This window comes from Mycoplasma sp. 246B, from assembly GCF_054353935.1.
On record NZ_JBTHHM010000010.1, the window covers coordinates 15,823 to 28,392 of the forward strand.

The following is a 12,570-nucleotide window of genomic DNA, read 5'->3' on the forward strand; positions in this document are numbered from 1 at the left end:
GAAATTTTCCACAAGTTCTTTTTGTAGGTCGCTAAGTATTTTTAAAATACAAATTAATAAAACAAAATTAAAATATTTATAATTTATTATAAAACATAAAAATAAAAATAATTCTTTAAATCCTGCTTTTTTATTAAAATATATATATGATAAAAGTTAATAACATCGTTTTTAGTTATAAACCTGGAATCTTACAACCTGCATTGAAAAATGTTTCTTTTCACATCATAAAAGGTGAATATATAGCTGTTTTAGGTCATAACGGGAGTGGAAAAAGCACCCTTTCTAAAATTTTGGTCGGTTTGCTTAAGCCGCAACAAGGTTCAGTTTATATTGATGGTATTGAATATCATCGTACTACACTAGTTCAGGTTCGCAAAAAAATAGGTATTATTTTTCAAAACCCTGATAACCAGTTTATCGGTTCTTCTGTTGAAGATGATATTGCTTTTGGACTTGAAAATCGATGTGTTAATCCAAAATTAATGAAAGATATTATCTTAAAATGTGCTACACGTGTTGGGATGCAAAATCATCTTGAAAGAGAACCTGAAAACCTTTCTGGTGGGCAAAAACAACGTGTTGCAATCGCCTCGGTTTTAGCATTAGATCCAGATGTTATGATTTTTGATGAAGTTACTTCGATGCTTGATCCAAAGGGCCGTCATGATGTTTTAAATTTAATTAAAGAAATTCGCGATTCAAGGCAGAAAACTTTAATTTCTATCACACATAATATGGATGAAGCAATTTTAGCTGATAAATGTTTAGTTTTTTCAAATGGTGAATTAGTGGCATTTGGCTCACCACAAGAAATACTAAATAATAAAGACATAATTGATTTAGCGAAAATCGATTCTCCTTTTATTTATAAACTTAGCGAACTTATTAAAGGAATTAATCCAACCTATAACGAACAGGAGTTAATAGACAATATATGCAAGTAAAAACAAACAAAATTACACATATTTTTAATAAAAGAACTCCTTGAGAATTTACTGCTCTCACTGATGTTTCCTTAGATGTTGCTGATGGTGAATACTTAGGTATTATCGGGTCAACTGGCTCAGGTAAAACTACTTTAATTGAACATCTAAATGGCTTACTTAAACCTTCTTTTGGAACAGTAGAATGAACTTTTTCAACTGATATATATAATAAAAAGTTAAAAAACTACCATACAGAAAAATTTCATATCATAAACGATTCACAAAAACGAAGAAAAATTAAAAACCTAAAAGAAATACGTAAGAAAATCGGGATAGTTTTTCAGTTTGCTGAATACCAACTTTTCAAAAATACTATAAAAGATGACATCGCTTTTGGTCCTATTGCATATGGTGTACCTAAAGAAGAAGCATATCAAAGAGCTAGAAAATGTTTGGAAATGGTAGGATTAGGTTCAGAATATTTGTCTCGCAGTCCTTTTGAGTTGTCGGGTGGACAAAAACGACGCGTTGCTATTGCTGGTATCTTAGCAATGAACCCTGATTTTATGGTTTTTGATGAACCTACTGCTGGATTGGATCCTGTGGGTGTGGTAGAAATCTTGGATATTTTAACCAAACTCAACCAAAGCGGTAAAACCATTATAAATGTTACACATGATTTAGACCATGTCCTAGAAAGAGCAAGTAAAGTTGTTGTTTTAAAAGACGGAAAACTTGTGCGACAAGGACAACCTTATGAAGTTTTAAATGATATTCTTTTTCTAAAAGAAAACAATTTACAGCCTCCCAAATTACTCGAATTTGTCTTTAAATTAAGACAAAACGGATTAGATGTACCTAAGGTAAAATCATTAAAAGAACTTGCTGATTTTATCAATTTATCAAGAGAGGATAAATAATGAAAAGTATTTTTGGTCGTTATATCCCTGGTAATGGTTTTCTTTATAATTTCGATCCTCGTATAAAGGTTTTTTTAACTGTTTTATATATTATAATGGTATTTATTGCTAGTTCATTTATTGATTTATTTGTTATTTTACTTCCTTTGGTAATTATTTATCTAGCATCTACTAAAAAAATTAGACCTTTATTTAAGTTACTTAAACTACCTATTTTTATTTCAGTTGTTATTTTCTTAGTTAATTTATATATCATAAATTCTGAATCAGTCTATAATGATCACTATCATAATGAACTTTTTTGAAGTTTTTATACATCTAAATCAGATTTTACCACCCCAATCAGTTGACAGCAATATTATTTAGGAACTAACTTTGATTATTCAACACTTGTAAAAACATTTGGACAAAATGCGAAAATCCAATATGGTGTTTCTTTAAATTCTATCAACAGAACTTTAGCATTGTTTTTAAGAATTTACATAATGGTTTTAATTACATCTTTGCTTACCAACACAACACGGCCTATTTTATTAAATAAAGCAATCGAAGATTTGATTTATCCTTTAAAATTCTTATTTATTCCAACACATATTATCGCTACAATTATCTCGATCGCTTTGCGTTTTATCCCAACATTAGTAGATGAATCGCAAAGAATTATAAAAGCTCAATCTTCACGTGGAGTGGATTTTAAAAATGGTAATTTAAAAGAAAAAATAACCGCATTTACCACCTTAATTATCCCTTTATTTGTTTCATCTTTTCAAAAAGCGGATGATTTAGCAAACTCAATGGAAACTCGTGGTTATGATCCATATGAAAAACGGACAAAATATCGACAAATTAAACCTACTTGAATCGATATATTAGTTTTATTGGCATTTATTGCATTAGCTATAATAATAATTTTTAACTATATTTATTTTAAAAATTATGATTTTAAATTTGGTGCTAACAATACCTTCTCAATAGGTCAGTATATACTTCCAAAATGATATCTTGATTTACGGGTAGTAGGTTAATATATTAACAAAATTCATTTAAGTCTTTTATATAGTCTTAAATGAATTTTTAAATTAAATTTGATTATAAAAATTTTTTTATTATAATTTATACAACATTTTTAAAGTGTCAAGTAAAATTACTTGACAGCAAAGGAGGATATTAATGGTAAAAATAAGACTTAAACGTATGGGAAGTAAATTCAAACCAGTATATAAAATTGTTGCTGCTGATGCAAGAGCTCCACGTGATGGAAGATTTATTGAAGCATTAGGACACTACAATCCATCGACTAAGGAATTTGTTTTAAACAAAGAGGCTACAGTTAAATGATTAAATCAAGGTGCAAAACCTACTGACACAGTTGCGAACCTACTTAAAGCTCACAAAGTATCAAAATAAAATGAAAATCAATTTTTTAACCTTGTTTCCAAATTATTTCACACCTTTTTATCATGAAAGCATTATTCATAAAGCTATTCAGAATAATATTATTGAAATTAATGTTATTGATTTTAGAAATTTCAGTAAAGACAAACACCGTAAAGTAGACGATGAAATTTATGGCGGTGGCCACGGTCTTTTGCTTCAAGTTGAACCAATTGATTTAGCATTAGATTCATTAAAGAATCGTGGTGGTTATAAAATCTTAGTTTCACCACAGGGTAAAACTTTTAACCAACAAATTGCAAATGAATTATCTAAAAAGGATCAAATTACATTAATAGCAGGTAGATACGAAGGTTTTGATGAAAGGGTTGTTGAACTAGTTGACTTAGAATTATCAATAGGTGATTATGTTTTGACAGGTGGAGAACTCCCAGCGATGGTTATTGCTGATAGTATAATTAGATTGCTACCTGGTGTTATAAAAGCAGAATCACATATTAATGACTCTTTTCAAGGACAAGGTTTATTAGATTACCCACAATATACCAGGCCAAGAGAATATAAGGGTATGAAAGTCCCTGAAGTCTTGTTTAATGGTAATCATAAAGAAATTGATAAATGAAAACGGAATGCGCAATATAAAAAAACATTAAAAAATCGCCCCGATATCATTGAAAGGATTCAAAATGAGAAATAAATTATTAGAAATTGTAGAACAAAGTCAGTTGCGTAATGATTTACCAAACTTTCAAACAGGTGATAATGTTCGTGTTTCAGTTCGTATCCGCGAAGGTGAAAAAGAACGTATCCAAGTTTTTGAAGGTTTAGTAATTTCTAAAAAAGAATCAGGAACAAGAGAATCATTTACAGTTAGAAAAATTTCTTATGGAATTGGTGTTGAAAGAACATTCCCTGTACACTCACCTTTAATAGCACACATCGAAGTAGTACGTTCAAATAAAGTTCGTAGAAAAAGATTATTTTATATGCGTGATCGTAAAGGTAAAAGTGCTCGTCTTAAAGAAATTAAAAGATAAAATATCCTATCCTCATTTAAACCACGCTGTGGTTTTTTTATCTTTTTGCATAAAACTTATATAATTTATTAGTTAGGAATAAATGAAAAATGGATTTTTAATACTTATTTTGTTTTTGTCTTTTGTTTTTGCTTTTTTACCTTGGTATATAAACAAAAAGACAAAAAACAAACTTAGAAAAAGATGGATAAAAATTAGCATCGGAATTACATTATTAATATACTTTGCTGCAGCAAGATGATTTAGAGATATTGCTTTAATTTCCGAAATTACATCAGCACCTAGCAATGATTTTTATCGAAGCACTGTTTTGTCAAAATCACTTTTACTCGATATATGTCCGATGTTATATTTAATAATTAGCATCCTGTTGATAAATGAAAAAAACCATAAAATAATTTCTTATATCGCTCCGACAGCAGCCCTTTGTGGGTTTTTAACAGTTATTTTTGTTCCTTATACTGAACCACAAGCATCAATAAATTTATGATATATTTTTATCGGTACATCATTAAACAAACTTTATTTTATGTCGCACTTTATTATATATGTTATAGGAGTATATTATTATATATCCTATCACGATAATAAATACAAAGATATAATTTACACAAATATATTCTTCCTTATTCAACTTATATATACTACTATAATGATTTTTGAACTTAACATAACACACAATGCCTCTGGTTTAGTAAATCAGGATTGACAATATGGAGGAGAATTTTACACAATTGCCTCTATTGTACCTATTCCAATTCCATATATTGCAATAGTATTTCACATAAGCATTATTTTCTTAATTTCTTCTTTAGTGTTTTTTAAGGTTTTTCTTTATAGAAAATGACAAAAATTTCTACAAAGAAAACAAGAAATTTTACTTCAAAAAATATAAAATACATAAATTTTAGATGTTATAATTTTATCTATTAATAAATAGATAAAAGAAAGGTTATATGAACTTAAAATACGATTATCCTTATGTTTTTAAAGATAACAACCAACCTAAAAACCCAATTATTTTTGTACATGGATTTAACTCAAGAGCAGAAATTCATAATGTTTTTATGGATAAATGAACCCTAAGTGATTATTATGCAATTTCTTTTCCAGGAAACAACTTATTAGAAGCAAAAAATAATGATGAAATTAGCGTTAACGGTTTTTCTGATTTATTAATTAAATTTATCAAACAAAATAATTTAAAAGATGTAGTTTTAATTGGCCATTCAATGGGAGGTGGAACTATTTCGCTTGCTTATAAAAAAGCACCTGAACTATTTTCAAAAATGATTTATGTTGCTCCGATGAATAAATCATCATTAGTTAAAAAACAAGACTATTTAGATACATATTTTCCTAAAACTTTTGATGATTATAAAGTTTTCTTAAAAGCACTCTATTTTGATCCAACTAATCTATTTGAAAATAAAGATTTTATGGAAAATGAAAGAAACAACTTTAATCCTTGACTTTATAACAATCCTACAATTTTAAAACTCGGACACAGTTTGCCAGATATAAATTTGATGAATCAAATTGAAGCAGGATTAAATAAAATTAATGTTCCTACCTTATTAATGTTGGGTGAAAAAGATGCTGTTATTGATAGAGAAAACTGCATCAAATATTTTAAGGAAAATGTTAAAGATATCCAAATTGAAGTTTTTAATAAAGTTGGTCATATGCTATATTTTGAAAGCTTTGATAAATACTTTAAAATTATAAGTGATTTTTACAAGAAATAACCAAAAGCACTGTATACAGTGCTTTTTATATTAAACTATTATTGCCTGATAGTAATTATTTTGATATCTTGTGGTAAATTATCTAGTTGATCTACCAAAAATCTGGGAAAGAAATTAATGTCTTTAAGTTTGTCAATATCTATTCATTTAAAAGCAAAAACATTTCCGTTTTCTTCAAATGTAAATTCTGGTTTTGATATCTTTTCAAATGAAACAGGTATTGCTGAAACAATTATAGATAATTCATGGTAACGTTTTAAATTAAAACTATTTACATAAAACGACTCAATCAAAAAATGCTTATGTATATTCACAACATTTATATTCAATTCTTCTTTGATTTCACGTAAAACCGCTTCATCAATACTTTCGTGCATAGCAACTTTCCCACCTGGTAAATATCAATAACCATTCCACGGATCACTTGCTATTAAAATTTGATTCTCTTTACGAATAATCACCCCAACACGATATTTAAAACGATCACCGTTTTCTAATTCAAAAAATACATCTGACATAACTTTCCTTATCAAAAAAACCACCTGACACAACACTTCCTCATATGGCTGCTGTATTTCTACCCTGACCAAGTTAGTGGGTTATTGTTCTGATGGCTAATATATTATATATAATTTATACAAAAATCAAAGGAAGGAATAGTATGTTTTAAAAGTTTAAAGTAGGACGCTGGGGTGGTACCACCCCGGCGTCCTACTTTATATTTAACAAAATGATTACATATTGATGATATCCAATCGGATGTTAAAGGAATAATTGATAAAGATATAAAAATCCATTCATATGCTTTAGTAAAACAAGAAGAAAAAGTTTTATCTCTTAGTGTGGGAACAGGTGAATTAAGTCCCAAAAGCATTACAAACAATCAACAAATCTTAGACAAAGAATATGATACCTTAGATAAGGTTACTAAAAAGTTTAATTCTTTTTATGATTACTTTTTTAAAGCAACAACAACAAAAGAACAAGGACTTGAATTGATTAGTATTTTAAAAGATAATGTAAACACTTTCAGAAAAGATCAAAATGTTATGAATGCAATTCAATGAAGTTCTGATAGTGCAAAAAAAGAAAAATTAAATAAAGTGATTAAGAAATTATTTGCAAATCTTAAGTTGAAAAATCATATTCTTTATTCGGAAATAGAAGAAAAACCTCAACTAAAAGAAAAAGTAATAGATTATTTTTTCTTTTCTCTTTCAAACTACGATTCTTTCAAAAATCAATCGTCTTAAACAAAGAGAACACCTTTTACAGATGTTCTCTTTGTGTATCTATTATTCATCTTTATATAAATTTTTCAAATACTCATAAAATTGTTTTGTTTGATCATTGTTTAATTCTGGATTGATAGTTATTGTCTTTGTTTTATCAAGGTATTTTATATCCATTTTTAATTCCGACATCATATTATAAAGTGGTATATCATAATTTACTCCTAAACCACTTGTATCTACAACATTAAAGTGTAAATTTATTTGATTTTTGTTTTTATCATCGACGACAAGACTTATTTCATCAATAGCAGGACTCCGTGTTCAACCTTCATACATCAATAAATTTTTGGTTTTGAAAAATTTATCAATATCTTCATTATTTAAATAAATTTCTTTGAATTTTTCTCTATTTTTTTGTTGAAACTGTTGTTGTGTTAATGTATTTAAGTTTATTTTCAAGTTTGTTTGTAAGTGATTTCTTCAGCCAAATGCCCTTACTGTCTCTAGACTAAATTTGTTTAGAAATTTTTCGTCTAACTCTTGCTCTGAGGTAATTAATTCATATTTATGATCAAAGATATATTTAAACTTTCCTTTATTTTCTGTATTACCTGATCAAAAGTAAGTAAAATAAGGATCATAAATTGTTTGGATATTATTATCTTTATTATATTTAGAAATAAGAGATTTAAATTTTGTTATATCTGATATCTCATAATCTTTTATTTCTTTTTTATTAGAGTCAAGAGATGAGGAAGTACAAGAAGCAGTTAATAAACCTAAACTAAACGAAAAAGGAAAAAATCATTTCTTTAGTTTTTTCATACTATCTTTCTTGAACTGTATATGTCATTGCTAAACTATCATTAATCGAATTATCAAACAGTGCATCAGAATATTTTTTCACTTTTAGTCTATATATCCCAGATTCTGGTGTTATATATTCTAAAATCTCATCATTAGAATTAATCGATGTGATGCTTTTTACAACAGTTCACTTCCCAAAACTATCTTTTTTTTCTAAATATAAATCATAATCAGAAAATAATTTATCGTTTTGTTTTTGATTTATTGTTTTTAGATTCAATCTATCTTCATCTATATGGGTTTCATGCCATTTTACCTTTTCTTTTGCTAATCTTGCTCCTTCAACTGAATTAGCAATAACACCTCCTAAAACACCTAAAAATCATCATCAATTCACATTTGCATTATATGTAGGTAAATTTTCTGGTGCCTTTAATAAACCTGCATTAAACAACCAAGAGCTTGCTCCTTTAATTTTTTTGTCTTTTTGAACATAAAACTCTCTTGTTGATAAAACAAAATCACTATCAGATTTTGAAACTTCCTTAGTTACTAAATTATCTGCTGCTTCTAACATATTTTCAAAATCTACAATACCAGACCCGTATTTTTTAGAATATCCATTTGGTTTATAATTAAGATTATTTACTTTTGGAGTTCTGGATGAAGCACCTATAATCGCTTTTATTGATTGCAATCTGATTTTATCCTTATCCAAAAAGTTTCTTTCTCTTAACAATGTTGAAACAAGTCCTGTAACAATAGGTGTTGCAAAACTCGTTCCATCAACTCAAATATCCTTTTTTTCTCCAAATTGATTAAGTTGTTTTCTTTCATATAAATATCCAGGAGCAACTACATTAGGTTTTGCAAGTGAATTATAATTGTCTGGAAGAAGATAATTTGAGTATGGTGCTATTGAGTCTTTTGGATCTTTTGATCAATGGTAATAATCTAATGCTCCTACAACTAAGTTATTAAATGAAAGAGATTTTCAATTTATTCATTCATTTTCTATTCCGTTTTTATTGTTTCCATTACCTGAAGCAAAAATATTTACAACACCATATTTTCTTGATATATAATCTAGAAAAAGATTGATTTCACTATAATCCTTTCTTTTATTGTTTGGCCCTGCTCCGTAACTATGATTTATAACCCTTACTCTTTTATTTTTAACCATTCATTCGATTGCTTTTTGTCATTCTGAATCATAAAAGTATGTAGAATAGAAAACTTTTGAATATCTATCATAACCATGTGTACCTGCAACTATATTTGCTACCTCGTTTGGGTGATGTGATAATTTTGAGTTTGAAATGTTATTTCACTCTATACCATATCTTAGAAAACCATCAAGCTTTCTTTCATCTAACATTCCGTTAACTTCTATAACTCCTACATTACCAATATTATTGTAGTATCGATTATCCTCTTTGTCTCTTTGCTTTTTAAAATCAACAAATTCTACATTTTTTGATATATCTGGATATTTATTTACTAAATAATATACATCTTCTTCATTTGTTTTATTAGTGTCGGATAATTTTTTGTTTTGAATTTCGTTAGGAAATACAATTCCTTTAAAAATTTCTTTTTTGTCTATTATATTTTTAATAAAGTTTTCTCTTTGATTTTCATTATCAAAATAAAATCAAACAATAGGCATCATTGAACTTATTTGATGTTTTTTAAATAAAACACCAGAATTTTGTATTTTATTAATAAATTCTTGGTTTTTTTGTTCTACTCAACTTTCTTCGTGAATAGAATTTTTTTCTTCATAATTTAATAGTAATTTTAATTCGTAATCGTTATTTATAGGTACATTTCTCACAGAATTAAACAGTTGTCCGTTTTTATTTATGCGAATCTCTAATTTTTTGTTTTGATATTCTAAATATCAAGGTTTTTCTTCTTTTTTTGATATGCTTGTAACTGTTAAGGTAGCTATACCTATAACTGATGTAATAAAAACACCGCTAAATAAAAATATTTTTTTATGTTTAATTTTCATATATCTCCTTTTAGTAATTTTGTAAGAATCAAATTACTTATTTAATTTCTTACAAAATTATTTTACATAAAAAGAAATATTAATACCAGAAATTTTTATTAAAAACATATTTTCTTTTTGATATCTGCAAAATTTGTGAAAACACACAATCCTTGCTTCCTACATATTTTATTATTTATTAAAAAAATATGTTATATAATTTTTTAAATATTTAATATTTATAAAATATGAAATAACATAATTTATATAACATTTTAGAGGAGACATAAATGTCAGCAATTAAAAAAATACATGCACGTGAAGTGTTGGATTCTCGAGGAAATCCTACTGTTCAAGTAGAAGTTACAACTGAATTAGGTGGATTTGGTTCAGCAATGGTTCCTTCGGGAGCTTCAACTGGTTCAAGAGAAGCTTTAGAACTAAGAGATAAAGGTTCTAAGTATGAAAAAAATTGATTCGGTGGAAAAGGAGTTATGTTAGCTGTTGATCATGTTAACCAAATTATTGCTCCTGCTATTGAAGGTATTGAAGTTACTGAGCAACGTTTAATTGATCAAAGAATGATTATTTTAGATGGAACACCAACTAAATCTAAATTAGGTGCTAATGCTATCTTAGGTGTTTCATTAGCTGTTGCTCGTGCAGCTGCAGATGAATTACAATTACCACTTTATAAATACCTAGGAGGTTTTAATGCACACCAATTACCCCTTCCTATGTTAAATGTTATCAATGGTGGTGAACATGCTTCTAATACCCTTGATTTCCAAGAATTTATGATTATGCCAGTAGGTGCTAAATCTTTACGTCAAGCACTACAAATGGCAAACTTTGTTTTCCATAACTTAGCTAAATTACTTAAGAAAAACGGACACGGTGTTCAAGTAGGTGATGAAGGTGGATTTGCTCCAAACTTTAAATCTCACGAAGAAGCCTTAGATTTTTTAGTTGAAGCTATTAAACTTGCTGGATATCAACCAGCTACATCCGGAGAAAACGCTGTTGCAATCGCAATGGATTGTGCTTCATCAGAATTATACAGAGATGGTGTATATACTTTCGGAAAACTTAAAGAAGCAATCGAATCTAAAAAACCTGGTTTTGAACACTTAAATGATGTTAAATTAACTTATACAACTGATGAAATGATTAAATACCTTGAATCTCTTGTTTCAAAATACCCTATTATTTCTATAGAAGATGGATTAGCAGAAAGCGATTGAGCAGGATTTAAAAAACTTACTGCTGAAATAGGAAATAAGGTTCAAATTGTAGGTGATGATTTAACTGTTACAAATACTGAAATTCTTAAACGTGCTATTGAAGAAAAGTCAATGAACTCTATTTTAATTAAAGTAAACCAAATTGGTTCATTAACAGAAACTTTTGATGCTATCCAAATGGCTCAAAAAGCAAATATGACTGCTGTTGTATCTCACCGTTCAGGGGAAACCGAAGATAGCACTATTGCAGATATAGCGGTTGCTATGAATACAGGACAAATTAAAACCGGATCAATGTCTAGAACAGACAGAATTGCTAAATATAATCGATTATTAGCAATCGAAGAAGAACTAGGAAATACAGCAACTTTTAAAGGTATTAATTCTTTTTATAATATTAAAAAATAATTTATTTTATGAAAGATAAAAAATATTTTTATAAAATGAATGCTTATTTTAAACAAAGAAAGAAAATTAAACAAGGACATAAAAATTAACAGAAAATTAACATTGTATCATCTCGGCATATTGCTGAGGTGATTTTCAATCTAAAAGAGATTGAATTCGTTTTGTATTATATCAAATTATGTATTGGTGTATTAGTTTTTTTAATTCAACGAAAGTAATTTTTGAATAATCAACCTTTTTTAGTCATTCAGATTTTAAGCAAGAAAATCAATACTCTATTTCTCTATTATCCAAAGAATTACAAACTCTTGAAAATGAAACTTTTCCATTCTTTCTTTCTATCATATCAATATAGTATTTTGAAGTATATTGATATCCATGATCAGAATGGATTATAAAAGAATCACGATTAAAATCTTTAATATTTTTAAAGTTATCAATAACAAGTTCTAAGTTGTTTTTGGTGGATATTGAATATCCTAAAATCCTTTTAGTTTTATGTTCAATAATTGCAGATAAAAATATATGGTTTTGGAAAGGTTTTAGGTCAGCAGGAGCAGGGATATATGTTACGTCAGTAGCGATGATTCCTCTAGAATCTTTATCATTAAAATCTCTTTTAACTAGATCTTCTTTTTGAAAATTTGTATTCTTTTTTTCACGAACTTTTTTCTTATTACGAACAAAAGATTTTATATTTAAATATTTCATTATTCTTCCTAAAGTCCTGTAATTTATGTATATTCCGTATTTTTCTCTTAATACAATAGACATTTTTACACGACCATAAACTTGCTTGTTTTCGTAAAAAACTTTCAGGATTATTTCTCTGTACTGCTCGTATTTTTCTT

The 12,570-nt window shown here is 27.6% G+C and carries 14 protein-coding genes and 1 other RNA gene; 10 read left to right on the forward strand and 5 right to left on the reverse strand.

Going from position 1 to position 12,570, the window contains the following annotated elements; translation table 4 throughout:
* Positions 1-146 precede the first annotated feature (146 nt).
* From ACXYRR_RS03600 to ACXYRR_RS03635, 8 genes are all read left to right on the forward strand, one after another.
* Entirely contained in the window at positions 147-947 is an 801-nt protein-coding gene (locus tag ACXYRR_RS03600; RefSeq protein WP_458598010.1) for an energy-coupling factor transporter ATPase, read from the forward strand.
* Positions 938-1,849 carry an energy-coupling factor transporter ATPase gene (locus ACXYRR_RS03605; protein ID WP_458598011.1) on the forward strand — a complete coding sequence of 304 codons (912 nt, stop codon included), beginning with the start codon at positions 938-940 and terminating at the stop codon, positions 1,847-1,849. The genes ACXYRR_RS03600 and ACXYRR_RS03605 overlap by 10 nt, the downstream gene beginning before the upstream one ends.
* Entirely contained in the window at positions 1,849-2,874 is a 1,026-nt protein-coding gene (locus tag ACXYRR_RS03610; RefSeq protein ID WP_435129613.1) for an energy-coupling factor transporter transmembrane component T family protein, read from the forward strand. The genes ACXYRR_RS03605 and ACXYRR_RS03610 overlap by 1 nt, the downstream gene beginning before the upstream one ends.
* A 145-nt stretch (positions 2,875-3,019) precedes the next feature.
* Positions 3,020-3,256, forward strand: a complete 237-nt coding sequence (gene rpsP, locus ACXYRR_RS03615; RefSeq protein ID WP_435129610.1) for a 30S ribosomal protein S16 — start codon at positions 3,020-3,022, stop codon at positions 3,254-3,256.
* Between the two features lies 1 nt (position 3,257).
* Positions 3,258-3,941 carry a tRNA (guanosine(37)-N1)-methyltransferase TrmD gene (trmD, locus tag ACXYRR_RS03620; protein WP_458598014.1) on the forward strand — a complete coding sequence of 228 codons (684 nt, stop codon included), beginning with the start codon at positions 3,258-3,260 and terminating at the stop codon, positions 3,939-3,941.
* A complete protein-coding gene (rplS, locus tag ACXYRR_RS03625) occupies positions 3,931-4,281 on the forward strand; it encodes a 50S ribosomal protein L19 (RefSeq protein WP_458598016.1) in 351 nt (116 codons plus the stop codon). The genes trmD and rplS overlap by 11 nt, the downstream gene beginning before the upstream one ends.
* Before the next feature lie 82 nt (positions 4,282-4,363).
* Complete coding sequence (locus ACXYRR_RS03630) at positions 4,364-5,176, forward strand: DUF5378 family protein (protein WP_458598017.1); 813 nt, start codon at positions 4,364-4,366, stop codon at positions 5,174-5,176.
* Positions 5,177-5,237: 61 nt separating this feature from the next.
* On the forward strand, positions 5,238-6,029 hold the full coding sequence (locus ACXYRR_RS03635; RefSeq protein ID WP_458598019.1) for an alpha/beta fold hydrolase: 792 nt from the start codon (positions 5,238-5,240) through the stop codon (positions 6,027-6,029).
* A gap of 38 nt (positions 6,030-6,067) precedes the next feature.
* Here the strand turns inward: ACXYRR_RS03635 and ACXYRR_RS03640 are convergent, their stop codons facing one another.
* Together ACXYRR_RS03640 and ffs are read right to left on the reverse strand one after the other, a co-directional pair.
* Positions 6,068-6,547 carry an NUDIX hydrolase gene (locus ACXYRR_RS03640; RefSeq protein ID WP_458598021.1) on the reverse strand — a complete coding sequence of 160 codons (480 nt, stop codon included), beginning with the start codon at positions 6,545-6,547 and terminating at the stop codon, positions 6,068-6,070.
* 7 nt (positions 6,548-6,554) lie between these two features.
* Positions 6,555-6,651: signal recognition particle sRNA small type (gene ffs / locus ACXYRR_RS03645), an RNA gene on the reverse strand.
* A gap of 70 nt (positions 6,652-6,721) precedes the next feature.
* Between ffs and ACXYRR_RS03650 the strand changes: the two genes are divergently transcribed.
* The gene (locus ACXYRR_RS03650) at positions 6,722-7,282 is read left to right on the forward strand and encodes a hypothetical protein (protein WP_458598023.1); all 561 of its coding nucleotides are present in this window, start codon (positions 6,722-6,724) and stop codon (positions 7,280-7,282) included.
* A gap of 42 nt (positions 7,283-7,324) precedes the next feature.
* On the opposite strand, the gene ACXYRR_RS03655 is transcribed toward ACXYRR_RS03650, so the two are convergent.
* Both ACXYRR_RS03655 and ACXYRR_RS03660 read right to left on the reverse strand, forming a co-directional pair.
* Positions 7,325-8,089 (reverse strand): hypothetical protein, encoded by a 765-nt coding sequence (locus ACXYRR_RS03655; RefSeq protein WP_458598025.1) that lies wholly within the window; start codon positions 8,087-8,089, stop codon positions 7,325-7,327.
* A gap of 1 nt (position 8,090) precedes the next feature.
* Positions 8,091-10,088, reverse strand: coding sequence for a S8 family serine peptidase (locus tag ACXYRR_RS03660; RefSeq protein WP_458598027.1), 1,998 nt, complete (start codon positions 10,086-10,088; stop codon positions 8,091-8,093).
* Positions 10,089-10,357: 269 nt separating this feature from the next.
* Here ACXYRR_RS03660 and eno point away from each other — a divergent pair, with 269 nt between their 5' ends.
* On the forward strand, positions 10,358-11,719 hold the full coding sequence (eno, locus tag ACXYRR_RS03665; RefSeq protein ID WP_458598029.1) for a phosphopyruvate hydratase: 1,362 nt from the start codon (positions 10,358-10,360) through the stop codon (positions 11,717-11,719).
* Positions 11,720-11,815: 96 nt separating this feature from the next.
* On the opposite strand, the gene ACXYRR_RS03670 is transcribed toward eno, so the two are convergent.
* A partial coding sequence (locus tag ACXYRR_RS03670; protein WP_458598031.1) for a DDE-type integrase/transposase/recombinase occupies positions 11,816-12,570 on the reverse strand: 755 nt, incomplete at its 5' end.